This window comes from Flavobacterium chungangensis, from assembly GCF_042654045.1.
GTDB lineage: Bacteria > Bacteroidota > Bacteroidia > Flavobacteriales > Flavobacteriaceae > Flavobacterium > Flavobacterium chungangensis.
This window is the reverse complement of sequence record NZ_JBHSFY010000012.1, coordinates 133358-160106: the sequence shown is the minus strand read 5'-3', so window position 1 is coordinate 160106 and position 26749 is coordinate 133358. Positions and strand designations below refer to the sequence as shown.

The 26749-nt window shown below is 36.3% G+C and carries 22 protein-coding genes; 5 read left to right on the top strand and 17 right to left on the bottom strand.

Annotation, left to right across the window (positions count from 1 at the left end; translation table 11 throughout):
• Positions 1 to 378: 378 nt before the first annotated feature.
• Complete coding sequence (cuyB, locus tag ACFO3N_RS18285; RefSeq protein ID WP_379800139.1) at positions 379 to 1794, bottom strand: cysteate racemase; 1416 nt, start codon at positions 1792 to 1794, stop codon at positions 379 to 381.
• A gap of 922 nt (positions 1795 to 2716) precedes the next feature.
• Between cuyB and ACFO3N_RS18280 the strand changes: the two genes are divergently transcribed.
• Entirely contained in the window at positions 2717 to 3562 is an 846-nt protein-coding gene (locus tag ACFO3N_RS18280; protein ID WP_379800136.1) for an AraC family transcriptional regulator, read from the top strand.
• Between the two features lie 38 nt (positions 3563 to 3600).
• Here the strand turns inward: ACFO3N_RS18280 and ACFO3N_RS18275 are convergent, their stop codons facing one another.
• The gene (locus ACFO3N_RS18275; protein ID WP_379800133.1) at positions 3601 to 4299 is read right to left on the bottom strand and encodes a DJ-1/PfpI family protein; all 699 of its coding nucleotides are present in this window, start codon (positions 4297 to 4299) and stop codon (positions 3601 to 3603) included.
• 455 nt (positions 4300 to 4754) lie between these two features.
• Here ACFO3N_RS18275 and ACFO3N_RS18270 point away from each other — a divergent pair, with 455 nt between their 5' ends.
• Complete coding sequence (locus tag ACFO3N_RS18270) at positions 4755 to 5927, top strand: rhodanese-like domain-containing protein (RefSeq protein ID WP_379800131.1); 1173 nt, start codon at positions 4755 to 4757, stop codon at positions 5925 to 5927.
• A gap of 237 nt (positions 5928 to 6164) precedes the next feature.
• Here ACFO3N_RS18270 and ACFO3N_RS18265 read toward each other — a convergent pair whose 3' ends face one another.
• The 3 genes from ACFO3N_RS18265 to ACFO3N_RS18255 form a co-directional block, all read right to left on the bottom strand.
• Positions 6165 to 7004, bottom strand: a complete 840-nt coding sequence (locus ACFO3N_RS18265) for an MBL fold metallo-hydrolase (protein WP_379800129.1) — start codon at positions 7002 to 7004, stop codon at positions 6165 to 6167.
• A gap of 184 nt (positions 7005 to 7188) precedes the next feature.
• Positions 7189 to 8307 (bottom strand): LLM class flavin-dependent oxidoreductase, encoded by a 1119-nt coding sequence (locus ACFO3N_RS18260; RefSeq protein ID WP_379800127.1) that lies wholly within the window; start codon positions 8305 to 8307, stop codon positions 7189 to 7191.
• Positions 8308 to 8470: 163 nt separating this feature from the next.
• On the bottom strand, positions 8471 to 8803 hold the full coding sequence (locus ACFO3N_RS18255) for a winged helix-turn-helix transcriptional regulator (protein WP_379800125.1): 333 nt from the start codon (positions 8801 to 8803) through the stop codon (positions 8471 to 8473).
• 116 nt (positions 8804 to 8919) lie between these two features.
• On the opposite strand from ACFO3N_RS18255, the gene ACFO3N_RS18250 reads away from it, so the two are divergent.
• Positions 8920 to 9816 carry an SDR family oxidoreductase gene (locus ACFO3N_RS18250; RefSeq protein ID WP_379800123.1) on the top strand — a complete coding sequence of 299 codons (897 nt, stop codon included), beginning with the start codon at positions 8920 to 8922 and terminating at the stop codon, positions 9814 to 9816.
• 146 nt (positions 9817 to 9962) lie between these two features.
• Here ACFO3N_RS18250 and ACFO3N_RS18245 read toward each other — a convergent pair whose 3' ends face one another.
• From ACFO3N_RS18245 to ACFO3N_RS18230, 4 genes are all read right to left on the bottom strand, one after another.
• On the bottom strand, positions 9963 to 12404 hold the full coding sequence (locus ACFO3N_RS18245) for a zinc-dependent metalloprotease (protein ID WP_379800121.1): 2442 nt from the start codon (positions 12402 to 12404) through the stop codon (positions 9963 to 9965).
• Positions 12405 to 12408: 4 nt separating this feature from the next.
• Positions 12409 to 13833 carry a RagB/SusD family nutrient uptake outer membrane protein gene (locus tag ACFO3N_RS18240; RefSeq protein ID WP_379800119.1) on the bottom strand — a complete coding sequence of 475 codons (1425 nt, stop codon included), beginning with the start codon at positions 13831 to 13833 and terminating at the stop codon, positions 12409 to 12411.
• A gap of 4 nt (positions 13834 to 13837) precedes the next feature.
• Complete coding sequence (locus ACFO3N_RS18235) at positions 13838 to 17083, bottom strand: SusC/RagA family TonB-linked outer membrane protein (protein WP_379800117.1); 3246 nt, start codon at positions 17081 to 17083, stop codon at positions 13838 to 13840.
• 422 nt (positions 17084 to 17505) lie between these two features.
• Positions 17506 to 17823, bottom strand: coding sequence for a hypothetical protein (locus ACFO3N_RS18230; protein WP_379800115.1), 318 nt, complete (start codon positions 17821 to 17823; stop codon positions 17506 to 17508).
• Between the two features lie 196 nt (positions 17824 to 18019).
• Here ACFO3N_RS18230 and ACFO3N_RS18225 point away from each other — a divergent pair, with 196 nt between their 5' ends.
• Together ACFO3N_RS18225 and ACFO3N_RS18220 are read left to right on the top strand one after the other, a co-directional pair.
• The gene (locus ACFO3N_RS18225; RefSeq protein ID WP_379800113.1) at positions 18020 to 18871 is read left to right on the top strand and encodes a helix-turn-helix domain-containing protein; all 852 of its coding nucleotides are present in this window, start codon (positions 18020 to 18022) and stop codon (positions 18869 to 18871) included.
• Positions 18872 to 18941: 70 nt separating this feature from the next.
• Positions 18942 to 19514 carry a DUF417 family protein gene (locus ACFO3N_RS18220; protein WP_149207750.1) on the top strand — a complete coding sequence of 191 codons (573 nt, stop codon included), beginning with the start codon at positions 18942 to 18944 and terminating at the stop codon, positions 19512 to 19514.
• 61 nt (positions 19515 to 19575) lie between these two features.
• Here ACFO3N_RS18220 and ACFO3N_RS18215 read toward each other — a convergent pair whose 3' ends face one another.
• From ACFO3N_RS18215 to ACFO3N_RS18180, 8 genes are all read right to left on the bottom strand, one after another.
• Positions 19576 to 19824 (bottom strand): hypothetical protein, encoded by a 249-nt coding sequence (locus ACFO3N_RS18215; RefSeq protein WP_149207751.1) that lies wholly within the window; start codon positions 19822 to 19824, stop codon positions 19576 to 19578.
• 165 nt (positions 19825 to 19989) lie between these two features.
• Positions 19990 to 21351, bottom strand: coding sequence for an MATE family efflux transporter (locus tag ACFO3N_RS18210; protein ID WP_379800110.1), 1362 nt, complete (start codon positions 21349 to 21351; stop codon positions 19990 to 19992).
• 113 nt (positions 21352 to 21464) lie between these two features.
• Positions 21465 to 22337: an AraC family transcriptional regulator gene (locus tag ACFO3N_RS18205; protein WP_379800108.1), complete on the bottom strand. Its 873-nt coding sequence runs from the start codon at positions 22335 to 22337 to the stop codon at positions 21465 to 21467.
• A gap of 82 nt (positions 22338 to 22419) precedes the next feature.
• Positions 22420 to 23337, bottom strand: a complete 918-nt coding sequence (locus tag ACFO3N_RS18200; RefSeq protein WP_149207753.1) for an HPP family protein — start codon at positions 23335 to 23337, stop codon at positions 22420 to 22422.
• Positions 23338 to 23460: 123 nt separating this feature from the next.
• Positions 23461 to 24003 (bottom strand): cysteine hydrolase family protein, encoded by a 543-nt coding sequence (locus ACFO3N_RS18195; protein WP_379800106.1) that lies wholly within the window; start codon positions 24001 to 24003, stop codon positions 23461 to 23463.
• Between the two features lie 136 nt (positions 24004 to 24139).
• Positions 24140 to 24886, bottom strand: coding sequence for a methyltransferase family protein (locus ACFO3N_RS18190; RefSeq protein WP_379800104.1), 747 nt, complete (start codon positions 24884 to 24886; stop codon positions 24140 to 24142).
• Between the two features lie 292 nt (positions 24887 to 25178).
• Positions 25179 to 25385, bottom strand: coding sequence for a hypothetical protein (locus ACFO3N_RS18185; RefSeq protein ID WP_379800102.1), 207 nt, complete (start codon positions 25383 to 25385; stop codon positions 25179 to 25181).
• 17 nt (positions 25386 to 25402) lie between these two features.
• Positions 25403 to 26749, bottom strand: a complete 1347-nt coding sequence (locus ACFO3N_RS18180) for a c-type cytochrome (protein WP_379800100.1) — start codon at positions 26747 to 26749, stop codon at positions 25403 to 25405.

Sequence of the window (26749 nt, the reverse complement as noted above, 5' to 3'; positions counted from 1 at the left end):
TTTAATGACGTAAAAATCAGTAAAAATATGCTCTTCGTAGCTATCAAAATTTTCAGACTTCGATTTCTTTATACGTTGTTGATACATTGAAAATTATTCCTTCACTGCTTTTTAATTTTGAAGTACGGATTGCGTAAAAGATAATTTTTGAGAGGAAAACATAATGATCCAATACTTTTTTTTTCAGAATTAGGATACTCTTTTTCAGCCTCAGGATCTGAAACGCCTTTATGCGTTTTTTCTATCCGATCTTTAAACAGATCATTAAAAAAATTATGGCCATCGATCAGTTTAATATACTATTGTCCACTAATTTCCTATCCTGCTCTAAGGTATTTTTGTTGATCTTTATTAACAGGCTTTTTTGGAAATCCAAGATTAAAAAACAATGTTGACTATTTTTTTTGCCAATATTAATGTCGGATCTACCAATGGAATACGCTTGCTGCCTCTAATTATTTCTGTTTCATTTTTGAACATCAAGGGGAGTTCGGTACACCCCAGAATTACAATATCTACATTATTATCAATAAGATGATCAGCCGCTTTCATTATATTATCTTTACATACCCCTTTTTGGAAGCCTGCTTTTACTCCATGATCTCCATAAATACTTTCCATTACAAATTGCTGATGCATTTCATCTGGTACAACTACTTTGAAATTAAACTCTTTAAATATTTCATGATAAACATGACTTTGAATTGTTCCAGATGTTGCCAGCAAACCGACTTTTGCTTTACTACCAAATTTGTCTAAAATAAACTCAGCAGTTATTTTGAGCATATTTATAATTGGAATCTTTAAATGTTCTTGAATACTTTCAACAAATGCATGCGCTGTATTGCAAGGAATTGCAATAGCATCTGCTCCCTCAGCTTCTAGTCTTTTACAGGTTGAATACATTGCAATGGTTGGATCAGTCTCTTTACGAACCAAATTTGCAGTACGGTCTGGAATCTGCGGATTTTGCTCCACAATCATTTTTATGTGATCCTGATCCTTCTCTGCTGGAGTACTTTCAATGATCTTATTCATGAAATCAACAGTTGCAGCAGGTCCTACACCACCCATAATTCCTAATTTAAAAATCTTTTTAAGATTTCTTTTTGTAGTTCCAAGAGCATAATCTGCATAAATTTGATTTACATCAATAACAGGTATTCCTCTTTTCCAAAGTTGTTCTGAAACAAGTGAAATTTCAGTAATCATCGGAAGAATAACTTCACATCCTTGATCTAAAAGATTCAAACAGACGGTAGTAATCTGCTCAAGCGAAACACCATCTAAATATCCATTTTTAATACCTATTTCTCCATAAATCGCTTCCATTATTAAATCTTGTTTATCTGGAAAGACCAAATGAAATCCAGATAAATATTTTTTATCTATAGGAAGATTTTTTACAAAATTAGAAGTAAGTACCCCAATTTTTGTATCTTTTTTAAATTTTGTCGTAATATGATTCTCTAAAGCATTAAAAATATTGACAATTGGAATTTCAATTTCTTTTTGTAATTCTTCAATGAAAGAATGACTTGCAAAACATGGAAGAAGAATTTTTGTAACATCTGTTTTTTCAAAATTTTTACAGACATTATAAGTATAATATTTTCTAGATTTGATATCTGCCTCGTCATTCAGCGGCATATTAATTTGATTGTAAGGCTGTTGTTCAAATATAAAATAGTAATCTAACTGATTTCTGAGAACTTCTTTATTTTTAAGAAGTTTAAAAAACAAATCTCCTCCAGAAAGCGTTCCAAGTCCTCCAATTACAGCTATTTTTTCCATTGCTAAATAATAATTCTAAAATGTAAAGTTAGTCATTTATAATTTTATTTATGCCCTCTTTCTGCAAGAGGTAGAAATTCTGCAATTCATTCTGTAGCAGATCCGCTCTCTGTTAATTTTTTAGTTTTTCTTAGCTTTTCAAATCAGTAAAGATCAACATGCTAATATAGTAATCATATAAAAATCTTTAATAAAGTGGTTAGATATTTGAATGCTTGCCGTTATAAGTAAAGTTTCAGAGAAATCTGAAGCTTTTTTTTATTATTCTATGATAATTAAGTTTAGATTGTGAGTGGTAAGTCAGGAAATATTAGCACAGCTTTCTATAATAACTTTCAATGAACTGCTTTTCTTTTTATTTTTTTAGCAATTCTAAATCCAAAATAGTCATTTCGTCTGTCTTTTGGAAATTGGTATTAAACTTCGTGCATAATTCTATATTTTAAAGGCTTTCCATTCTAACTGTGGGTTTCGTAGAATCAACTAACAGTTTGCGAAATTTTATATTTTCCTTCTTCTACTATTGATCCTAGAGGATTCTGTCTGCTTTCTGCACAAAGTTTCCGACCGAAGGTACCGGAGTATTTTTTCTTCGATTTTAAAAAAACTAAATTATAGAAAACAAAAAATCTACCTGAATTGAGTAACCTCTTACCTTAAGATTTAAAGATTTCAGCTTATATTATTAATTCTATTTCAAATTATTTAACATGCAATCAAATAGAGAATCAAAAAAAATATTCAAGAGAATGCAGATTTTAAAAGTGATTTTGTGAAATTGGCGAAGAAATGCTAAATTTGAAAATCGCAAACTATCAATTTCATGACAAAAAAATGCAGTAAGAAAAAAATTGTGTATCTCAAACGAATTTTATGCAGAAAATAGCAAATCCTTAATTAGCTGAATTGAAAACTTAAAATAATGGATAATATCTTACCTAGATATAACATCAACTTAAAAAATGATTTTGTATTCCTTGAAAAAGAGGATCTGCATCAATTTATGCATTCTGATCTAAATGCTCACAGTCACGACTATTATATCCTGAGTTTTTTATACGAGGGCAAGGTTGCCCATCTTTCTGATTTCAAGCATGAACTAGTTTCATCTCCAGCAATTTTAATGCTGGACATAGACCAGGTTCACACGCATCCGGACATGAGTGGCTGCAAAATAGTTTCGATAGCATTCTCTACAAATTTCATTTCAGATCAACAGCCTAAATTTTTACAAAAAGTAAGCAAAGTATTTTCCAGACCATTTATCAATATTTCTTCAGATGAACTTATTCAACTCGATGAAATCATCAGGATTATGGCAAGGGAAGGTTCAAAAGTAAATAAGGATTATGAATTAATTAAAGCATTACTGCATGTCATTATAGTCCACTGTAATAATCTTTCAGAAACATATCCCGTTTTTGAGCAGAATAAAAATGGAAGCTACGATAGCTTTAGATTGCTTTTAAAGGAAAATTTCATAAAACAGCATCAGGTAAAATTCTACGCCGATACACTTAATGTAAGTACACGTGTATTAGCCAATTTAGTAAAATCTTCAACTTTTAAGACTCCCAAACAGCTTATAGATGACCACTTATTACTGGAAGCAAAAAGACTGCTGTACTGGTCAGAGGCATCAGTCAAGGAAATTGCGTGGCAGCTCGGATTTGAGACTGACAGTTACTTCAACCGGTTCTTCAAGAAACATACCGGTAAAACTCCCAAGGAGTTTCATAGAAAACATTCTGATAATAAAATAGAATAACTACTGACAAATTGAATTCATCAGTAGTTGATTGAGTCTTATTTTTTTAATAAAAAATCCATATCATTGTAACGATCGTAGACCATTCCTTGAGCAATTTCGTCTGCAAAGTCTTTACCATGTATCAATTCTACTGCCTCAAGTGCCGTATCAATTCCAGAAGTAACTCCTGCACCGGTCAAAAACTTACCATCTGCTACAAATCTTGCCTCTTGCTTTACTTTTATTTTTGGATGTGATCTCAACTCATCCAAGGACCAATGGTGTGTAGTTGCCGCACGTCCGTCAAGCAGACCCGTATTGGCTAGTATAAGACCTCCGGTACAAACTGACATTGTAATTTGGGTCTTTTCATTTTGCTTTACAATCCAATCCATCATATTTTTGTCTTTGGATATAGTTCTGACAATCTCCGGAGATGTCCCGGGGATAATCAGGATATCTGATTGAGGAGCATCAAAAATCGTAAATTGAGACACTAGGTTTACTGTTCCTCCATCCATAATTATTTTCTTTTTTTCTGTAGCTGATACAGTGTATATTTTGTATTTCCCAGTTATATTATTGGCCTTAACAAAAACATCAATTGGACCTCCCGTATCTACTATCTCTACTCCATCATATACTAAAACTCCTATATTTATCTTACGATCATTTGGAATTTTGAAATTACCATTTTGTGCATTGCTATTTAGTGCACAAAAGAAAAGTGAAAGGACTGCAAGCGCAGTTTGCATTATTTTCATGTGAAATTTTTAATTTTATATAATAATTCAGTGTAGACGCAATATCTTATGCCGGCTAAGCTATTTGTGCGCCGCTGCAAAAGTATACACAGCTCTTTCTTTAAAAATTACACTTTTGGCATCTTTAATTGCACTTTGATGCTGCGCCGCAAATCGCTTATAATAGACTTCAAAAGAATACTATGTAAAGCCGAATTATTACTTGCGCTAAAAAACTAAAGCCAAATATTAAAGCATAAAACAATTAGTGTAAATACCAATACAAAAAGCTCTATTATCAAAGTTAACTGGAATGTTTATCTATATTTCCTGCTTCTTTCTTTTTTGGCCATTCGTTCTAATTCCATCAACTTTGCTTTCCTTAATAAGGACTTTTAGCTTCTGCTTTTTAAAAAGATCCATGTCACAATTTAACATCAGAATATAATCGCATCTAAATGATAAAAATGAGTAAATACCTTCTTACAACTATTTTGTCTCTTTTAAATTTTTGTTTTTATGCCCAGGATTTCAAGTCGGACAATGTACGTTATCAGACTATTTCATGGAATGACTTCTTTAAAAAGCTGGATCAAAACCCTAAACTTTTTTATTACGACATACGCTCTGAAGCCGAAAGAAACGACAGCATTAAAGCTGCACCCTACAATCAGGGTAAAATAAAAGGAGCCATAGAAACTGATTTTGCTGATTTTGCCAAGCATTACCCTGAATATTTAAAGCATAAGAATGACACGATTTATCTTTATTGCAGTCATAGTAAAAGATCTAGGTATTTAGCCAAACAACTCCGTGATAGTTCCTTTTTACATGTAGTAAATATCAACGGCGGATTATCATACTTCAATACCCTTTCTGAAAGCGAAATGCCGTATAAAAATAAGTATTACACCAACAGCCTAAAATACAAATTAACATCCCCGTCTGATTTTACGAAAGCCCTTAAAGACAAAAACTGCCAGATCGTGGATGTAAGACCAGATAGTTTGTATTATGGAAAGGCGAATATTGAGAGGGCAAATTCATTTGGAATTATCAAATCTGCTCTTCATTTGCCTTACAACAAAATAAAAGACCATTTAAAGTTGCTGGACAAAAACAAAACTATTCTGGTAATTGATAATGAAGGTACGTTAAGTCCAATTGCCGCCAATTATTTAATTGAAAATGGATATAAAACGAGTGTGCTGCTTTTTGGCATTGAGAATTTAACCAGAACTATTCCAGCCAATGATCGGCCTTTTTTGAAAACGAAGTATCAGATGATTCTGCCTGAAGAATTAGCGAACCTTTCCAAAAAGAAAAATACTATTATCATAGATATTAGAACAGAGCCTGAATACAACAGCACTTCCAAAGATGGCTGGAAAAACGTTGGAAAGCTAAAAAATGCTGTCAGCATACCATTACAGACACTTAGTAAAGAAAAAATGACTGCCTACAACGGCAAAAATATTGTCCTTTATGACATGATGATGAAGGAAGATGTGTATGAGTTTGCCAAGCGTTTAAAAGAATTCGGGATTAAGGATTTCCAGATACTTGTTGGCGGCATTAATCAGCTTAAAGAAGGGATTTATGATTATCAAAAAATAGAATTAAAGAGCTTACTGGATTAACAAAAGCTGTAATTATACTTTACATTTATAAAAACAAGCTTAAACAATACATTAAAAACTTTCATTAATAATGCAATTAATGAAGATCAAACTATTGCAGAAGTGCTAAAAATCAACAAACCCACTATATTTTAGTGGGTTTGTTGTTTAATCTGATTCTATAAAGAAATTTTGCAGCGAGATTGGAAAATTTAATCTGTTGATTTGATTTCCTTCTATAAAAAAATGGAATTGGTCTTAATTAGAAAGTGTCACCACTTCGGTATCTTGAGGGATTATTAATTTGTCTTTACCTATCTTGAATTCGTCTGCTTTCTTGCTTAAAGAACTTCTTGTTGTGCGGCAATGATCCAGTGCATCCATGTGCACTGCTATAACTTTTGCCTTACCGCTTTCACGTAACAAATTCATTGTCTGATCTTCATTCATAATAATTGGAAAATTTTCGAAGCCTTTAATAAGTGCTCCTCCAGAATTAACAATAATATATTCGGGCTTAAACTTTTGGATATTTTTCTTGATATTATCTGTCCAGATTGCATCTCCAACAATGTAAACTGTCGGTTGATTTTGCGCCTTTAATATAAACCCGGAAGTCTTACCCATCATCTCTAACACTTTACCGGTTCCATGCTGTCCATCTAATCGATATATTGTTATACCATTCCATAGCTTATTATCATCAATAATGCTTGCATTAGTGAAACCTTCCTTTTGAAAGAATTCTTTATCTGCTGGCTGGATCATCAATTCTAATGATTTATTAAGCGTTTTGCTGGCAATTTCGTCAAAATGGTCCTCATGTGTATGTGTGACAATGACCAAATCAACATCTTTAATTATATCTTCTACTGGCATTTTCAATTCAATAGTTGGATTTCTTTGAATTCCAGCCCAGGAATCAATTGCTCCTTTTGGTGAGAGCATTGGATCAACCAATATTTTTTTCCCTCCATACTCTATGAGTAGTGTTGCATTTCTAACTAACTGAACAGTTGGTTTTGCAGCTGAATTGGTTTGTCCGAACGAAAAGACAGCCAATAGCAAAAAAGATATTGCAAAAATTAATTTTTTCATAAAATTTCTATTTTATTTTAATAATGTTACACGTTGGTTACCTAAAAATTTTTAAGGTAATAATTAGTGCAAAGGTCTTGAGAGAGAATTATTTTTAAAGTACCATATACTTACAATTTAATACCATTCTGATAACCTGATAGTATTTCAGAACGAATTGCTGTCTTTTGCATTTCTCCACCATTTAATTCCATGCTGGCATATTATAAGCATCCGCTATCAATTCAGCAGAATGCAATATCCCCTCGGGAGAATATCCCAAATTAGCTATCATAAGTTCATTGGCTCCTGAAATCTTTTGAAATTCATTGAGCCTTTTTATAACCTGTTCAGCAGTTCCAAATATCATTTTTTGGTTCCAGCTTTCAAGCGTAAGCTTTTCTGAGATAGTATAGTTGTAGTTTTTCAATTCTTCCGGAGATGGAATTACATAAGATTTTCCACTCATCATGCGCAGCATGCTATGTGAAAAAGAATGTGTTTGTACTTTTGCTTCTTGTTCATCATCTGCGGCAAAGACAGAGAAACATGCTATTGTATGGGGTTCATCGAGAACATTTGAAGGTTTGAAGTTCTTTTTGTAAAGTTCAAAGGCAAATAACATATTTTCCGGAGCCAGCTGCGCTGCAAAGGCAAAGGGAAGCCCAAGTTTTCCCGCCAATTGTGCGGAATATCCTGAAGACCCCAATAACCATACCGATGGGCTATCAAAAGATCGGGTTACACCGTTCTCACGATCTTGTCCTGGTCCGGGAACGGCGAATACCCGATCCTTAAAAGGATGTCCTACAGGAAAATCATCTTCTAAAAAATGCAGCAATTCCGCCAGCTGATCAGGGAAATCTTCAGCTGCCATACTATCACGACGAAGCGCTGATGCCGTGAGTCCATTGGTACCTGGAGCACGCCCTATTCCCAAATCTATGCGACCCGGTGCCATCGCCTGAAGCATGCCAAACTGTTCGGCAAGTACCAGAGGAGGAAAGTTTGGCAACATCATTCCACCAGATCCCAATCGTATTTGTTTTGTTTCAACGATAAGCCTTGAGAGTAACATGGCAGGTGATGAAGTGGAAACTGCAGGCATGCCATGGTGTTCAGCTACCCAATAACGGGCAAATCCACGCTGGTCTGCCAATTTTGCCAGCTCGATACTATTATTTATGGCTTGTGCAGCTGAATATCCCCGTCCGGTAGTAGCCACATCCAGAATCGACAGTGGCACCGGAGTGTCTCCTCGTTTTTTAACAGACTTAAAAAAACTTGATTTACTGTTGGAGTTCTCTTTATTATTATTTCTCATAAAACACTAATTTGCAATTAATTACAAAATTACCATCTTATCAAAAAGTGTCTGATACCAAAAAAAGGGTAAATACTACCTTTTTGATAACCCCCAGCATACTGATAACTAAAATTGCTAAGATTTTGTAAAAAGGAACTTACAGTTCAAGAATTATTAAAAACTATAGCAAATTTTCCAGTCCAAAAGCTGCTATCTGATCTATGATTGGCAAGGTTTTCAAACCTAGTTCTGTCAATTTATATTCGACTCTTGGCGGAATTTCCGGGTATGCTTTTTTGGTGACCAAATTATGCTCCACTAAAGAATTCAATTCCTGAATAAGCATTTTTTCACTAATACCCACTACTGCTCTTTTAAGTTCTCCGTATCTTATAGTTCGAGTATTAATCTGATACAAAATCATCATAGTCCATTTACCGCTCAAAATGTTCAATGATTTTTTTACAGGACAGTTTGTATCACAGGCATTAATTATTTTTAGATTTTTTTCCATTGATTTTCAATATTTCTAACTAATTAGTAAGTACCTAACCTAATCGTAAGTACTTGTGCAAAAGTAAGTTATTATTTAATTTTATAAAAAAATTTAACAACTTAATAAAAAAAATAATGAAAGTATTAGTATTTGGAGCCACAGGTTCACAGCAGTTTCATGTTATTGGAGAAGCAAAAAATAAAGGAGCAGAGGTTTTCGCTGCAACCAGCTCAGAAAAAAGTTTTGCAAAATTAGCGGCCGCAGGTGCAATTCCTATATTGGGAGACATGTCTGATGCAGAAAAAATGAAAGAAATCACTAAAGGAATAGATGCGATTGCTTTATTAATACCTGCATCCCTTCAGAATCCTGCCGACGGATTTAATTTTGCTAAAAATGTCATAGATGCAGCCAAGAAAAATGGCGTAAAAATGGTAGTCTGGAATACCAGCGGTTATCTTGCGCCACAGAAAATTGGAATACCTATGGAAGATGCAAAAGTAGACGTAAAATTATACTTCGAGCACAGCGGTGTCCCGTATGTAATTATTGAACCGCCTTTTTATGCCGAAAACTTACTGGCACCCTATACAACAGATTATGTCAAAAAAGAAAGAAAAGTAGCTTATCCTACTCCTGAGGATATGCCAATCGGCTGGATTGCATCAAGGGATGTCAGTGCATTTGTGGTTGAAGCTTTGTTTAGACCTGAATTATCTGGCCAGTCATTTATGATCAGCGGTCTGGATAATCTTAAAGGAAATGATCTTGCTGAAAAATTCTCAATTGGATTGGGTGAAAAAACTACATTCTATGCAATGCCTCCAAAAGAATTTGGAGATATCCTGAGTAATGTTATAGAAGAAAATGCTGCCAGAGGGGTGCAGTCTTATTACGAAATGCTTGCCAGCTCTACGTCTTATCCTTCAAAGTTTAATCCTAATATGAAAGAGGTTCTGGAAAAACTGCCTGTAAAAATGACACCAATGGAAGACTGGGTTAAACTGCATAAGGAACTTTTTATTGGCTAATTTTTTTTTGAAAAAGCAACAAGAATATCGAAATGTTTTTGTTGCTTTTTTTCCATTAAAAATTCAAATTACAGTAAACCAGAATCATACTCCTCTATTTTAGTATACACTCAAAAACTATTATTCTCATGCATGTTTAAAAACTATCAGCCTTTAAAATTACTTTTATTGAGCTTGTACATTATTTGATCCAACTCAGCAAGAACATTTTCAAAATGCTCTTCGTTTAATCCGGCTGCAGTATTCATTAACTTTTTAATATCATCTATTAGTTTAACGACATGCTGTTTTGCATAAAGCCTCACATCACTTCGCTGTGCATTATCTAAAGCTTTACCGGCTTCCAAATCTTTAGGCAAAAGAAGCCTGCTTAATTTTTCAATATAACTGCGCTGCAAACCACGTCTGTAAAAATCCTGTTTTTCATCTCCGCTGAATTTTATCCATACGGTCTGCTGTAAATCATTTAAAAATTCCTGCACCGTATAAGCTCTTTCAAATTGCATCGATTTAAGGCTGATATTATAAAGCATTCCAGAACTTAAAAGCATATTTAAAATCTGATTCTGCTGATCTGATATTTGTTCGGCTGTTTTCAGCGGAATAAGCTGTTCGATTTCTTTTGGATACATCCAAAGAGGGGCAACAAACAATTGTCTTCCAACATAATCAATTGATGCTTTTACTTTTGCTTTCGGAACTGGCTGATATACTAAACCTTTTTCGTCAACTGTCCTTTTAGTCACATAATTATTTCCAATATTTTTCAATACATGATACAAATAGCGGCTATATTGCGATACAACTGCTTTATGCATGTCTGCTAAATTATCGTAGGCATCGTTTGGCTGATACGTCCATTGAATCAAATTTGGAACTACTCTTTTCAGATTTTTAATTCCGTAATCGCTTGCCAAAACCGAATCGTCTCCCAAATCTTCTGACTGACTGCGCGGATCTTCGTCTTTTCCTTCGCCTCCAAACCATAATTTACGATTTGCCGTTAAACTGTCTGTTGTTAATTTGGCAAGAGTTTTTTCTTCTTCAAACTCATCTTTAGCATTTGGATAATACGTATAACCCCATTTTACAGCCCATTTGTCGTATGCTCCAATTCTTGGGTAGATTCCTTTTGGGCTAATATTATCTTCTGGCTGTGCTACATAATTAAAACGGGCATAATCCATAATAGAAACGGTATGGCCATTTTCTTCAACCCATTTTTTATCGCGAAGTTTTTCTACTGGAGTTGCGCTGCTCGCTCCCATATTATGACGCAGACCAATCGTGTGACCGATTTCATGCGAAGAAACAAAACGGATTAACTGTCCCATTAATTCATCATCCAGATGCATTTTTCTGGCTCTTGCATCTAAAGGTCCTGCCTGAATCATGTACCATCTCTGCACTAATTTCATCACGTTATGATACCAGCCTACGTGGCTTTCCATAATTTCACCGCTTCTTGGATCGCTGATTCTCGGTCCGTAAGCATTTGGAGTTTCAGAAGCCAGATATCTTACAACGGAATATCTTGCATCTTCCAGACTCATTGTTGGATCATTTTCCGGCCATTCTTTTCCTACAATCGCATTTTTAAAACCAGCCGCTTCAAAAGCTTTCTGCCAATCGTTGATTCCTGCAATTAAATACGGTCTCCATTTTTTTGGCGTTGCCGGATCGATATAATAAACAATCTGTTTTTTTGGCTCGACCAATTCTCCTCTTAGATATTTTTTGATGTCTTTATCTTTTGGCTCTAAACGGTAGCGCTGTACAATGAATTTCTTTTGAGCACGCTGTTCATCATCATCAAACAAAACATATTTATTGGCAAAATACCCTACTCTTTCGTCAAAAAAACGTTTACGCATCGGTGTTTTTGGAAGCAAAACAATTGAAGTGTTTAATCGTAATGTTATAGAACCGCTGCTTGCAGTAGAACTTGCATATGTCTTTGTTGTTTTGACTTCAATATTGATTGGATAGGTATCGATGCTTTCAATAAAAGATTTATCATCGGCTAGAGAGGTTAATTTTTTCTCAGTCTTTTCTTTGCTTTCGATAGCAAACATTGCGTTGTCTTTTTTAAAAACATCTGTAACATCAATTACCACATTTCCGTTATCCGGATTGGTTGTTTTGATTGGAAAAGCGGCAACAATTGGATTTTCGTTGCTTCCAGCCAATGCTTTTGCCAGCATCGAATCGGCAGAACGAACGTCTTGTCTGTATTGTAATGATCTTAAAAAAACGGTGTTATTTGAACCTTTTTCAAAATAAATAGTCTGCTCGTTGGCTTTTTCTCCGCCAAAAACTCCCATTCCTTCTGGTGTAGAAAGATATCGGGTTACCACCAGCATATATCGGTTGAATAAGCTGTCCGGAATTTGAAAATAGTATTTGGTATCAACCTGACTTACCGTAAAAAGACCCGATTTGCTTTTGGCTTTGTCTGTAATTACCTTATTATAAGCCTGCATTCCTTTTGGCTGTGTGCTGGTGCTGTCGGCTTTTTTTTCCGGAGTTTGAGCAAAACCATGCTGCACGAAAGACAGCATGATCAGCATTATAAATAATTTCTTCATCGAATTAAAATGGAAGTTTTTCGTCTGTGTTTAAAGTCAATTTCGGATTTTTCTGCAAAGCAGACAAGGGAAACGGTATAATGTACAAGCGAGAGTTTGGCTGTAATGTATACGTTTTTTGAGCAACGGTTTTGTTTACCAAAGGAAATACTCTTGTAACCGTTTTAGCATATTCGGTTTCTGTGTTTAATCTCTTCAAATCGAAGAAACGGTTAAAACCTAAAAGCAGTTCTTTTCTTCTTTCGTTTATAACCAATTGCATTGTTTCTTTTCGAGTAGCTGGAACAGCTAAATTTACAGTGCCAGAAAGAATACGTTTTGCTCTTAAGGTATTTAAAACTCCAACAGCTTCGTTTAGTTTATTATCTCTAGCGTAACATTCTGCAAGAGTTAAATATACTTCAGTGGTTTTCATACCAACTGTTGGATAAAAGAATCTTGTATATTGTGTTCCCCAATAAGCTGTACCTGAACCTTGATCTAAATTGGTTGTGCTGGTAGAATTAAAAAACAAATTAAAACGTGCATCATTAGTTCCGAATAAAGTTCTCAATTCCGGACTAATGATATAACTCTGCGCAAAGTTCATCTCGTTGTAACCCGTCATGTACATATAACTTAACACTTCTACATTGTTTGCAGCAGGAACAGCAACAGCTGTCGGTCCGCCTTGTTTGCTGTAAGCCACCATATCAAAAATTTGATTGTTATAACTCAATGATTTTTCTGCCGCTGCTTGCGCTTGTGCAATTTCACGTTTAAATAAATGAACTTTCGCTTTAAAGGCGTAAGCAAATGCTAGTGAGGGATGGTAAACATCCATTGGTTTTTCCTGAATAAAGGGCAGTGCTTCTTCTATATCTTTCTGGATAAATTCATAAACCTGAGCAACTGTAGATTTTGAAGGCTGCGCTTCCAAGTCAAATTTATCCATAATACAGATTCCGCCATCTGTAGATGCTGTGTTTGGATCGTAACCTTTTGCATATGTGTTTACTAACAAAAAGTGATCGTACGCCCTGTAAATTTTAGCTTCGGCTTTTGCCAATTGTTTAATATTTTCGTCTCCTTTACTATTATCCACCAAAGAAATAATGGTATTCCATCGGTTAATAAAGGTGTAGGCCTGATTGTAAAAACTGGAACCTGCCATTATAGCAACTCTATCGGTACTTTCGTCAAAAGTAAAATTGATAATATCGATGTTGGGAGTTTTTCCTATTACGTTGGCTTCTCTCATCCATTGATCGTCTGACAAATATTGAAAGTTATTGATGGGGTAACCTCTGTTGGGCAGCGCGACCATTTCATGAAATTGTGCTGCTGTTTCAATAACCAAAGATCCTTTAGGCGTCACATCAGTGTAATCTTCACATGAAGCAGTCATTAAAATCAGAAAAGCCAGTGTTAAAGCATATATGTGTTTCATTTTTTTAGATTGTAAGATTAAAACCAAATAAGAAAGTTTGAGGCAATGGCAGATTACGTGTGCCGGAATTAGCCGAGTAAACTTCGGGATCAATATGATTCCCGGCAGCACTCCAATACCACAGATTGTTTATCTGAAAAGTAAATTTAGCCGATGCCACTCTGCTTTTAGCTGTAAAAGATTTTGGCAGGCTGTAGCCCAGGGAAATGTTTCTAAGTTTGATGTAATCTCCATCAATGACATTTACATCTGAATTTCGCCATTGGCTGCTTATCGTTCCGGCGTAGTTTCTAACACTTTCATCAAAATCAACATATAATCGGGTATTTCCGTTTGGATTTGCATCTGTATAACGATCTGCAATTCCTGCATAGTTTACTGCATCAGAACTCATATCAAGAACATCTTTACGCATTACATTGCCGCCTGAGAAAACAAACAGCAGGTTTAAATCAAATTGTCCATAAGAAAATCGCTGAGAGAGAGAACCGGTGTAAGTGGGTATTAAAGTTCCCATATTTACTAAAGCCTCCGTTTTTGTAACTGTTTTTATGCTGGTTGATACCGGATTTCCATCTGCATCAAAGGTGATAGATGGATTTCCATTTTCATCCAGAACATAAGGATATCCGTTTACTGTTCCTCCATATTTGTAGGCATATAAACTATTGTAAGTTTCATTTTCTAAAAAGTAATCGGATGGTGAACTTATGTATACCGAGGCATTGGATTGCGCCCTTGTAATTTTCTTAACGGTAGTTTGGTTAAAACCAATTACAAAATTGGAACTTATGCGGAAATTACCATTATTATACCAGTCAGAGCCTATACTAAATTCAGCTCCTTTGTTTAGTAAAGCACCTGCATTAATTCTTCTGGTAAGCGCCCCTACTGTTGGATCTAAATCTGTCGTAGCCAATAAATCGGTGCTGTATTTACGATATATATCAATGCTTCCCCTTAGCTTATTTTTAAAAAGGCTGTAATCCATACCAAGATTTGCTGTTTCTGTTTTTTCCCATCTCAGCATTGGATTTGGCTGTCCTGTGATATTGATATATTGCAGCGATTGGTATAAGTTATCATTTCTTCTTGTAGCCGTTACATATGGAGTTGTGCTTTGATCCACATTTCCGTTAATACCATAAGTTGCCCTAAGTTTCAGCGCACTGACCCATTGTATATCTTTCAGGAAGGATTCATTACTGGCATTCCATCCTATACCTGCTGACCATAACGGGCGGTTTTTATATTTAGGGTCTACCCCAAATAAATCTGCCCTGTCTACCCTGTAGCTTCCCGTTATGTTGTACTTGGATAAAAAGGTATAACCAACGCTGCTAAAAACCGAAAAATAACGATGAAGGATTTCCTGCTGTGTTCTTGATCCTGCTGCCAGAGTCCGATTGTTTCCATAAATATAACTTGCGACTCCTGTCTGGCTAAGCGCCAGACTGTTGATAACAGAAGAGCTGAGTGTTACTGGATCATAACCATATCTTAATTGCTCAACAGTTCTGGGTACAAAAGTCTCGCGCATTTCAGTACCCACCAGGGCGTGAACGGCATGTCTGCCACCGCCAAAATCCTGACTGTAATCTAACTGGTTCCTGAAAGAATAGTTGTCGGCACGGCTGCTTAGCTGCTTGTATCGGCCTCCTGCAGAGAAACCATCAACGTAAGTGTAGGCATTCATTGCGGGATTATAACCTGTTAAAGCATTAATTGCATAACGCATTCTATAGGAATTGATGTCATTGAACTGCTCGTTATCATTTTTTCTTGTTTCATATTGAAACCGCGTATTAAAACTCAACCCTTTCCACAGCATGGCCTGAAGATTTGCAAATGCTCTCAGACTGAGTGAGTTTTGATGAGCAATACCCTGCTGAAGTTCCTCTAAAACATTAAAAGTAACTGGTTTAAATCCACTAAGGCTGTTTATTCGTGCAGCTGCTGCAGGATTAATAACACCTGCGGAGGTAAATCCATCGCTAATACCCACAAATGGCGATATTATCAAATTTCCGTTATCATCAACAATACGCTCGTATCTTTTTTGAATATCGTAATCTCCGAAACTAGAATCCGTAACATCCTCATTACTTAAAGCACCATTTAATCCAATTGTTGCATCTAACCATTTATTCAGCTGAAAACTGCTTTTTGCATAAAGGTTAAACGATCGGCTCTCGTTATTTATAATACGCCCTGCTGCCTGGTCATAATTAAAGGATACGTAGGTGTTCTGTTTGCTGTTACTGGCTGAAAATGCAATATTATAACGCTGTCTAAGCTCATTCTGCCATGCATTATCACGATAATCTTTCATGTAGTCGTTCTTTCTCCATCTCGCAATGGTGCTGCTGTAATCTGTGCTATTGATTTTTCCTTCTTCCAGATCTCTGTTGAGCTGGTAAAGAGGACTGTAATATTTCATACTGCTGCTGCCGATATCTCCATAACTGCTGAACATTGTAGCGGTATTTGCAAATCTTGCCCGCTCCCTGTTGTACACAGCCTGCTCAAAATCCATTACATCACTTGTAGTGGCGTAATTCATATCCCTCAGATTGGGTTTTGAAGCAATAAATAAATCTGAATTGATGGTTACTTTTAAACTGCCATTTCCTTTTTTTGTAGTCAAAACAATAATGCCGTTCGCTGCCCTTGAACCATAAATGGAGGCTGCTGCCGCATCTTTAAGCACATTTACGCTTTCAATATCATAAGGGTTGATGTCTTCGAGGGCCTGTTCTGTCGGCAGTCCATCAATTACCAGCAGCGGACTGTATCCGACCTGCAGTGAAGAAAAAGTGCCTATACCCCTTAAAATAGGCTTGTCTCCCCCGACTCCAGCAGGATTTTTTTGAAACATCAGACCTGCCACACGGCCTTCCAGCGCAGTGGCTAGATTTGCATTAATATTTTCATTTAAGGTTTTTTCATCTACTTTGGCAATGGCCGCAGTGGATGTGCTTCGGGCAAATGTCTGATAACCTGTCACCAAAACTTCTTTCAGCAATGAGACAGATGGCGATAGTGAAACTACTATTACCGAACCTGCATCCTTTTGAGTATATTTTCCTTCCTTTTGCTCAAAACCCATATAGGAGAATTGCAGACTAACTTCACGTCTGCTGCTTTCTATGATGAAATGGCCGTGATTATCGGTTTGGGAACTATTGGAAGTACCTTTTTCTGTTACCCTGACACCGGCTAATCCTATGCCATCAGGATCTGTTACCATACCATGAAGTTTTAGGCCGTTTTGTGCCAGAGAAGGTAATGCTGAAAAAAGAAAAATCAGAAAAAGGAATCGAAAAAAATATTTATGAAATAAAATACTTTTTCTATTGAAATAAGATCTATACATTTTAATTTAGATTATTGATTGATCTTGGAGTTATTATACATAAAGGATAACAGCATTGCCATCTTAGCGGCTGCTGAACTTTTTTACATATCATCCAAAAAAAAGATTGCTGCAGCAATATGGCTGCGATAGTGACTTTAAATCTTTAAGTACTGTGCAAAAAAACTGCGATAGCATCAATTAATTACTAGAGCCTTATTTATAATAAGACATTATAAATTTTAATAATTGGCCACAGTTATAGCTTTCACTTGCTATGCTGCAATGAATAAATACCAGTAAGAATGGAAATAAAATTACATAAAACAGGAAGGAGGACGGAATGTTGCCGAGCAGACTGACACCGGTTTTTCTTTCAGTTCCGTGAACGCAGCCTTCTTTTGCTCGGTAAAGGAAATCAAAAGCAGCTCAGCCGTAGGATTGTTATCTATATAAACCAGTTCACTCTTTTCCTTAAGAGTATCCTGCATTTCTTTTTCATTATCAGCATATTTTTTTATGCTTTTTTGAAGCTCGCATCGACCATTACAGCTGTTAAAAACCAATTTTCGCTGTACGCAGATTGTTCTGGCGATTTTATCCTGATTTATTTTAAATGAAAAATATACAAACATACTTCCACAAGAGGGAAATAAGATTAAAAAAGAAAGTAATATGACTAGATATTTTCTCAAAATTTGTTTGTTGTCTGCGAGCCCAAAAGTACGATATTCTTGCTTTTATTTAAAGGAAAACCTTCCCTAATTTACACATAGGATTCAGTTTAATAATTATATAATTATATTTGTCATTCTATCTAAATTTAAAATTATGAACAGGATTTATTCAGAGAATGGAACATTATTACTTGGACTGCAATCCGAGAATATCCTCTCGGATAATCCTGTACAATTCAGCGAATATACTGTCCTGTTTATAAGTGAAGGGGAAGGCATCTATTATGCCGACTTTGCCTCTTTTCCATTCAAGGCTCCCGTGGTGCTTTTCTCTACGCCCCAGCAGTCCATTTACATAAGAGAAACTAAAAAATTAACTTGTAGGGCACTGCAATTTCATGGTGATTTTTACTGCATTGAATTTCATAGAAAAGAAGTCGCCTGTAATGGTTTACTATTTAATAATATTTATCTTGAGCCGTCCGTTAACCTAACAGAAGAGCAGCATTTATTGTACAAGCAGATAGTGAAGAATCTTGCTGATGAACTCCAGCAGGAAGAACCATCCGAAATTGTACTCAGGGCATTCTTACAGCTTTTCCTGGCTAAATCCAGCAGTATCAAAATGAACAGCACTGAGCGGCTCGAACTGAAGAAAGACGAAAAAATGGATCAATTTAAAACCCTGCTGGAAGAAAATTTCCTGACACTTCACAAACCCAGTGATTACGCATCGCTATTGGCCATTACTCCAAATAATTTAACAAAGCAATGCAATAACCGCTTCAATAAAACCCCTACACAAATGATTCAGGAACGTTTAATTCTCGAAGCAAAAAAACACCTTCACCTCACCAGGCTCAGTATTAAAGAAATTGCATTTGCCTTAAAATTTCAGGACGAATATTATTTCAGCCGTGTATTTAAGAAAATGACTAAAATCTCTCCCCAGACTTTTAGAAAAACCACCGGGATATCCATCGTAGCAGATTTGTCTAGGGAATAACATTTTTTGTCCATTTTCTCCCTTAGCCTGCTCAGCTAGCTTTGCATTGTAATTCTAAAAAAAAATAACAATGAAAAGTATTATTTTAAACACTGTGGCAAATCTAGATTCATTAGGCAAAAAATTAATGCGAGCCGGCATTGTAATTGTTTTTCTATGGATAGGAGGACTTAAATTCTTTACTTACGAAGCTGACGGCATTGTTCCCTTTGTAGCAAACAGTCCTCTTATGTCATTTTTCTACAAAACTCCATCAGAATATAAAAATTATACAAACAAAGAAGGAGAATTAATACAGAAAAATCACCAATGGCATACTGATAATAACACCTACGCTTTTGCAAATGGGCTGGGGATTCTATTGATTGGTATTGCTTTTTTAGTTGCCATTCATTATTGGGCGCCGATGGTAAGCATGATTGGCAGCCTGCTTGTCTTTATACTCACCATTGGAACACTTTCATTTTTAGTTACAACGCCGGAGAGCTGGGTTCCTCATCTGACCGATCATCAATATGGTTTCCCATATCTCTCAGGAAGGGGCAGATTAGTTCTTAAGGACATTGTTATTTTGGGTGGCTCATTGATCACGATGAGCGAATCGGCAGCACTTTATCTAAAAAGAAATAGTGAGCAAAAATAATATACTTAATACAAAAGACCCTGTACTATCTTACAGGGTCTTTTCTCATAAATTATGGGGTCTACTTAAGAAACTTTACAGTATCTTCCAGATCTTCTTTTGTTATAAAGGCATTTATAAATTCCTGGACTTCATTTTTAAAATCCTTAGAGGTTTCAAAAAAGTTGATATGAAATTCTTCATCCTGATCGGCAATGTGAATGATCTGGGTATAGCCACGGGAAATTAAACTCCCTTTCAATTTAATTATATTCTGCTGCTGGTGGTTATTCAAATCTTTACGTACCTGCAGTTTTACAGCCTTTTCCATTTTCTCCTCTTTTAAATACCGATGCTTTTCTCAAAATATAAAAATAGAAAATTACAAATTGAAAAAGTTATATTAATGATGCATTTCAGTACTATTTATTAACACTGAGTTAATACATTTCGATTCAAAAAATTCTTCTGCTTCTTACTATGATTTTATATTTTTTCACATCAAATTCTTAAGTCCTCTATTTATTACATATCTGAACCTGAAATAAAGCAGAACAGACGATGTTAACAAACCAAGAGTTAAACCGTACCAAATTCCCGCAATCCCTACATTGAAATGAATACCCATGATGTAGCAAGACGGCAGACCGATTATCCAATAAGCTACAAAGGTTATAAAAGTTGGAATATTAACATCTCCCATTCCTCTAAGAGCTCCTAATCCCACCACCTGCGTACCGTCAAAGAGCTGGAATATCCCTGCAATAATTAATAATTGTGCCGCCACTGCTATAACATCAGCATCACTTGTTATCAGGTAAGGCAGGTATTTATTAAAAAGTGTAAAAACAATAGCAAAGAAAAGCATAAAAGCAATAACCAGATGATAGGAAACCTTAGCAAACTTCTGAAGTCTTGCATAGTTCTTTTTTCCAAAACTATTTCCAATTTTAATGGTGGCAGCCGATGCAAGTCCTCCCGCCATCATATAAGTCATGGCAACAAGAGTAATGGCGGTCTGATGTGCAGCCTGTTCTGTTGCTCCAATATGGCCAGCCATTAAAGCCGCAACGGCAAAAGCTCCAATTTCAAATACATATTGCATGGCGACAGGTAATCCTATTTTTACCACTTTTAGAATTTTCGAAAAATCGATAAATTTTATTGAGAAATGGTGCAAATAAAGTTTAAAATGATCTGATCGAAGTACATACCAAACCATTACCATCATCATTAAGATTCTATCTATCAGCGTTGCAATTCCTACTCCTTTAACTCCCATGGGTTCAATGCCAAAGAGTCCTTTTACCAAAATCACAGCAATAATAACGTTAAGCACATTTCCCCAAATCGTTATATTCATGGCCTGTCTTGTAAAACCAAGCCCTTCTGCAAACTGCTTGAATGTTTGGAAGATCATTAGAGGCTGAATCGATAAACTTAAAATCAACAGGTAAGGTTTTGCGGTTTCCACAACCTTTGGGTCTTGATCGGCATGCTGCATTGCAAACATAGATCCGAAATATACCACTAAAAAAAGAAACACTCCAGATACTATATTGAGCCATAAACTATTAGAAAGAAGCCGGGCACACTCCGTATAGTTTGACTTTCCATTTTCCTGAGCAATCAGTGGTGTTAACCCATAGGCTATTCCCAATCCAATAACTAATACTACCATAAAAACAGAATGAACCAGCGAGACAGCAGCAAGGGATATAGTCCCTGAATAATGACCTATAATAATAGTATCAAAGGTTTGTACCAAGGTATGGCCCAGCTGTGAAATTACAACAGGTCCTGCCAGTGCTATTGTGCTTTGATAGTATAATTTATTGGGTTTGTATTTTTTAAACATATTAAACGGTAAGACTGCGTAAGGCAGATTAAAATCAAAATTACCAAGGAGTAGATTTCACTTACACCATGTCGCTTTTTGTATCTTTTTTATAATTTACTATTTGTTGAGGCTCATGAGAATATACCGTTTTGGTAATCTGAAAGGAACTGGGTGCTGGTAATTCCCGTCTGGCTTTTAAAAAACCGCATCATATGTCCGGGTTCGGAAAAATGAAGATCATAGGCTATCTCAGCCACAGTCTTCCCGGAATGTATCAAGTCATTTTTAATTTCGAAAAGCAGTCTCTGCTTTAAGAGTTCTGTAGCGGTAACATTAAATTGTTTTTTTACACAAGTATTAATCGAAATTCTGCTCACATTTAATAACTCCGAATAATAGTCAATTCTCTGCTTTTCCCTGATATGCTTTTCCAATAACTGTTTGAACTGGTAAGCATAATTATTCTCAGCCCTTTCAATTGAGAGATTGTTTTTTTCGGCATACACCCTGTTGAATTTCAAAAGCAGGTAGTAGGTAAGAGATCTTATGATGTGAATGCTGTCTTTCCTGCTGTCTGCCAGTTCAGATTTGATTTCCATAAGCAGATCTAGCGCTTTTTGCAATTCTTTTTTTTCAATAGAAATACTTAAAGGATAATTCAACTGATAAAAGTACAGCAGCCGGTAGGTGAAGAATTTGTCTGAGAAAAAATCGTTAAGAAAGTTTTCCTGGAATACCAAAACAGTAAAATCAAGCCCCTCTTTCTCCAAGACCCATTTTCTTTTTTGAAAAGGCGAAATAAAAACAGCTGTGTTGTCGGTAATATTGATTTTCTGCTGGTTTAGAATCAAAGTCCCCTTAGCTATCTTAAAAAGTAAAATCTCAAAAAAATCGGTGTTATAAGTATCTCGCTCCAGATATCTTTCACTCAGTGCGTCTCCATGCAGCACATTGAGAAGTACCTCAACGCCGCATTCGGATTTATGAAATTTTACGGTTTTCATTTGGTAGACTGGTATTTACTGTTGGAAATGGTTTGCTTAATTTCTTTTAAATAAAATGCGTTCAATATCACAGCACATAATACTATAAATTCTTATCACTGCCAAAAATCCCAAAACTCTTTCGTAGCACGGCATTCTTGCAGAGGAATACGGTCCCCAAAATTATTATTGACATCAGCAGAACCTGAAAAGAAAAATAGGCATAAGAGGCATTCAATACCATTGGCAGGATCGCCATAGCATAAGCCGGTGGGAGCCTGCATTTAAAGATACTTAAAATTAAGTATACCGCAGCAATATCTAACAAAACAGCCAGGATAAGATTATCCAGAAAATGTATAGATTGTATACCTGCAAAGGAGGCCAGGAACATACAGACCACCTGTTTTCGGAAAGTATCAAATTCATACACCTCTTTGTGGACCGCTTCATAACCCGTTACAATTACAGGAGGGATAGCCGCCATGAACATCCATTTTTCCTGATCACAAATCAAGATCCAAACTGCAACAAATAATATATAAATCAAACCTTCCCTGGAACTATGCTGTTTGATGCTGCAATCCATCTTTTGCTTACTTCCCACTAAAATCAAGTACAATGATAAGGCCGAAGTCAAAAGCAGAATCGAGATGATAAAGCAGTAAGATTCAGCATTGGTTATCACAGGAAGCAGACCTGTGGCGAGTGCAGGGGCAAGAAAACTTTTAAAAAGTTTCAAAACCAGCAGCATAAGAATTAATATCAAGATCAGCTTTTGAGCCAATCCAAGATCAAGCATGTTGACTAAAAAGCCCAATACGGCAGTGATGGAAGGCAGTAAAAATATATGTAAAGGCTTTGAAAGCCATATTGGGTTTTGATACATCAGGCAGCCTACAGCAAGCGCAGCCATTTCGGGAAGTATTATTTCCCTGCTGTTAAACATTACAGAGGCTGTTATCATTAGGACAATGATGCAGAAACCAATGATGCTTTTATTGTAAAATATCTTATTCATAGAAATTTATAACCTGCATTGCGTAAAATTACAAATTCATTTGCAAATGAGTTCCAACCGAAAAAATGAGCCGTAATTAATTACAGCCCATTTTATAAAATTGAACCCTACACTGTTCTTTATTTAAGAGAGAAGATATTGATTTGTTGTCTGGATTTTGGCGTAAAAGAATTCCAGTGCTGCTAAAAATGCATTGTGTACATCAGCTGCTGTAATGTCCTGCCCATTAATATGCAGGTCCATGGTAGCGCAGGCATCCCCGATTACAGTGCATTGAAATCCAAAGTCAAAAGCCGCCCTTGTTCCTGCGTCTATGCACATATGGGTCATCATCCCTGCAATGACCAGATGGGTTATTTCCCTTGACTGCAGATATTCCAGCAGATCGGTATCCCTGAAACTGTTAGGATATTGTTTGGTTATCACTTTCTCTCCATCCAAAGGTTTTACATTTTCATGAATTTCCACTCCTTGCGTTCCGGGAACAAAAAAGGGAACTCCTTCCCCAGATATGTGCTGTACATGGACAATAGTCCCATTTTCTTTTCTGAAATGTTCCAGTATTTTTTTTGCATTTTCACTTGCAGGAATTGGATTTACAAGTTCGAGTGCCCCTTTTTCAAAATATTCTTCCTGTATGTCGATCAATATCAGTGCTGTCTTCATTTTCATGTATTTTTTTAATTTTTATCTGTCAAAATTAAAACTAAGACCATCAATACAGGATACCAAAACACTAACAATACATACCATTTTGATAAGCATCCTGCCTCAATTTTGAGTAAATGCAATAAATTAACTTTTATGATCCCTTAGTCCACTTTTTTTTCAGGCTGTCATCGAATTCGCAAGCAGCTGTAATGAGCAGTGAAAGCACCAGCAGGGAAATATAAAGATCATTGTAATCGGGCTTAACTGCCAGGATTTGTTTTAGTCCATCGAGTATAAGAAAGGTAAGCAGCACTATGCTTAATTGTCCCGTACTATTTTTAAAAGCCCGGATAAGGTCAAACTTTTTATCCGGCTTTCTAAATTTAGCCAGACTTGGAATTAAAGCCGGCACCTGTTCTGCCCATGCCGAATACTTGAATCCGAACTTCCGTTTGAAATGACCTTCTTCGGCAATCATAATCCTTTCAAAAAACACACAGCAGAAAAGAAAAAAAGAAACAATAAAAAAAAGATTTCCCGTTGCCATGGCCGGTCCCAGCCACATAATCAGCAGGCCGCTGCAAAGCGGATGCCTCACTACAGAATAGGCGCCCGTCTTATCAAAATCTGCCTCTGCCTCGCCGCTGCGATTCAGCGGTGTCGGATTTGCGCTATAGCCATTGGTATAAATTATAACAGTAAAACCAACCATGCTCAGGGCCAGACAAGTCACTTCATACAATACTTCATAAGCGGAATTCTGAAAAAAATAATTTTCCGGATATGATGATGATGCCAAAAATAAAATATACCCTAAAATCAATACAAATAAGGGAAGCCCCTTAGCCGAACTGCTCAGGTTGGCTCCCTGTTTTTCCAACTCTTCGTGAAGCGCCATTATTGAATCATAATTATTACTTTTAAAAAAAAGAAGCCCTGTGTGTGTCAGCAGCAACAGGGCTCCGAACTATCAAAATTTAAAAAAGAAACTTCTTTTGTGGAACACTTTTTAACTAATACAGTCCCTTTATAAATTGATAATTCTTTTCTAGGGGGTTTTCTTTGTTATTCAGTTCATTTGACTTTGCAAGCCGCAGTGTAATGGATTTTATTCTTATCAGAAAAACAATTGCAAGAAGTACAAAAATTAAAATCATGATGGAAAAAACTTGTATCATACTATTTTATTTTTAAGTTAAAAATTCGATTAAGGCTGCCGGTTCTGCGGCAGTATATTTTCTATTGCTATTCTCCGTCCGTACAGATCCAATGCGCACCGTTCCAGTTCTGCCCTTTGGTATTGTTTTAACTATTTTCTCAGTCATATTTTCCCTGTACAAAATACCTGTAAAAGTGATAAAGACAATTATTGGAACCAGATAGCACACGCGAATCATAGGGAATAGTTTTTAATTTATTTTATGGTCAGGATATACTCTGCCAGCTGGTCGAGTTTCTGCTGGTCCAGCTGCGATTCAAAACCGGGCATCTGCGGGTAATCGGGACGTTTCTTACCCGGATTTTTTATCCATTTCTGCAAATCCGCCGCATTGCCTTTATAGATCTTTGCCATTTCCAAAACCGGCGGCCCTACTAATTTTTCATCTATTTTATGGCAGGATGCGCAATACTGGCCGAATACCTTCTGTCCTTTCTCTGCCTCTGACATATCTGCCGACGCAGCGCCAGCCTCCGCTTCTTTTACTTTAGCCAGGGTCTGCTTTTTGAGCACTTGAAATTCGTCAGTCTTAATTCTCACCAGTTCCCTGTGTTTTTCCAGCGAGTTAGCCCTGTATATCTGCCTGCCTGATCCCATGCAGAGCACCGTAATTCCAAGAAGCATTGCTATTTTATAAAAGTCCTTTTCGATGTTTTCCTTTTCACCAGTCAGCCTCTTCCATATCAGCCACATGGCGGGAACGGCAAAAGCCACCCCTGAGAAAATCACTAAAATCAGATTCCAGCCCATCCCTTTAGAAGGCAGGGTCAGCAGTACCAGGGGACCAATCATGAACTGGCATATAGAAGCCGTCAGGGCCAGTGAATACCCTTTTTTCTGAATATCATATCGGGTGAACTTTTGATAAATCTCTTCAAAGTGATAGTTTTTACGGCTGTTGTACCAAAATATAAATAGTCCCGTCACAGCCAGTGAAGACAAGATGAAGTGCAGATACCTAGGGAAAACATTCGGCAGAAACAATGCATCTACAAATCCTTTCACTACTGCCCATTTTTCAGGGAACAGCATTAAATTGATATTGGTCAGAAATATAAATGGAATAAACAGAAAGATAACCGTTGCCAGGGCCAGAATCGAAATATGAACTGCTTTGTGATTCTCGAGTGTTTCCCATGTATATTTATGCAGATAGGTAAGCAGGAATGCCACCGTTACCAATGGTATGACCGCAATCCACATCAAACCGGTAAGCGCATTTGCCGAATAAAAATAAATGGTATACAATACATTGATGCTCAAAAGCGGCGCAATACCCAGTACAACGGCTATACTTTTGTTTACTGTAATGGTTTTGGCTATTTCATGTGCCAGTATGTCGTATTCCTTATTCTTCAGCCCTTTGATTTGGGCAATCAAAGCCAGGATTGATCCTCCCAGCATCAGGTTGACAAAAAGTATGTGCAGGAGAAATGACAATACCAAAACAACTACAAAAAACCATTCAGGCATTGGCAGGGGCAGTGGAATATCTTTCGGAACCGGTACGTTGTGCTGCAACGCAATATATAAATTTATCAT

Bases quoted from the DNA above. Each gene is read 5' to 3' on its own strand.
- cuyB (WP_379800139.1), bottom strand. From the start codon at position 1,794: ATGGAAAAAATAGCTGTAATTGGAGGACTTGGAACGCTTTCTGGAGGA.
- ACFO3N_RS18280 (WP_379800136.1), top strand. From the start codon at position 2,717: ATGGATAATATCTTACCTAGATATAACATCAACTTAAAAAATGATTTT.
- ACFO3N_RS18275 (WP_379800133.1), bottom strand. From the start codon at position 4,299: ATGCAAACTGCGCTTGCAGTCCTTTCACTTTTCTTTTGTGCACTAAAT.
- ACFO3N_RS18270 (WP_379800131.1), top strand. From the start codon at position 4,755: ATGAGTAAATACCTTCTTACAACTATTTTGTCTCTTTTAAATTTTTGT.
- ACFO3N_RS18265 (WP_379800129.1), bottom strand. From the start codon at position 7,004: ATGAAAAAATTAATTTTTGCAATATCTTTTTTGCTATTGGCTGTCTTT.
- ACFO3N_RS18260 (WP_379800127.1), bottom strand. From the start codon at position 8,307: ATGAGAAATAATAATAAAGAGAACTCCAACAGTAAATCAAGTTTTTTT.
- ACFO3N_RS18255 (WP_379800125.1), bottom strand. From the start codon at position 8,803: ATGGAAAAAAATCTAAAAATAATTAATGCCTGTGATACAAACTGTCCT.
- ACFO3N_RS18250 (WP_379800123.1), top strand. From the start codon at position 8,920: ATGAAAGTATTAGTATTTGGAGCCACAGGTTCACAGCAGTTTCATGTT.
- ACFO3N_RS18245 (WP_379800121.1), bottom strand. From the start codon at position 12,404: ATGAAGAAATTATTTATAATGCTGATCATGCTGTCTTTCGTGCAGCAT.
- ACFO3N_RS18240 (WP_379800119.1), bottom strand. From the start codon at position 13,833: ATGAAACACATATATGCTTTAACACTGGCTTTTCTGATTTTAATGACT.
- ACFO3N_RS18235 (WP_379800117.1), bottom strand. From the start codon at position 17,083: ATGGTAACAGATCCTGATGGCATAGGATTAGCCGGTGTCAGGGTAACA.
- ACFO3N_RS18230 (WP_379800115.1), bottom strand. From the start codon at position 17,823: ATGTTTGTATATTTTTCATTTAAAATAAATCAGGATAAAATCGCCAGA.
- ACFO3N_RS18225 (WP_379800113.1), top strand. From the start codon at position 18,020: ATGAACAGGATTTATTCAGAGAATGGAACATTATTACTTGGACTGCAA.
- ACFO3N_RS18220 (WP_149207750.1), top strand. From the start codon at position 18,942: ATGAAAAGTATTATTTTAAACACTGTGGCAAATCTAGATTCATTAGGC.
- ACFO3N_RS18215 (WP_149207751.1), bottom strand. From the start codon at position 19,824: ATGGAAAAGGCTGTAAAACTGCAGGTACGTAAAGATTTGAATAACCAC.
- ACFO3N_RS18210 (WP_379800110.1), bottom strand. From the start codon at position 21,351: ATGTTTAAAAAATACAAACCCAATAAATTATACTATCAAAGCACAATA.
- ACFO3N_RS18205 (WP_379800108.1), bottom strand. From the start codon at position 22,337: ATGAAAACCGTAAAATTTCATAAATCCGAATGCGGCGTTGAGGTACTT.
- ACFO3N_RS18200 (WP_149207753.1), bottom strand. From the start codon at position 23,337: ATGAATAAGATATTTTACAATAAAAGCATCATTGGTTTCTGCATCATT.
- ACFO3N_RS18195 (WP_379800106.1), bottom strand. From the start codon at position 24,003: ATGAAGACAGCACTGATATTGATCGACATACAGGAAGAATATTTTGAA.
- ACFO3N_RS18190 (WP_379800104.1), bottom strand. From the start codon at position 24,886: ATGGCGCTTCACGAAGAGTTGGAAAAACAGGGAGCCAACCTGAGCAGT.
- ACFO3N_RS18185 (WP_379800102.1), bottom strand. From the start codon at position 25,385: ATGATTCGCGTGTGCTATCTGGTTCCAATAATTGTCTTTATCACTTTT.
- ACFO3N_RS18180 (WP_379800100.1), bottom strand. From the start codon at position 26,749: ATGATAAATTTATATATTGCGTTGCAGCACAACGTACCGGTTCCGAAA.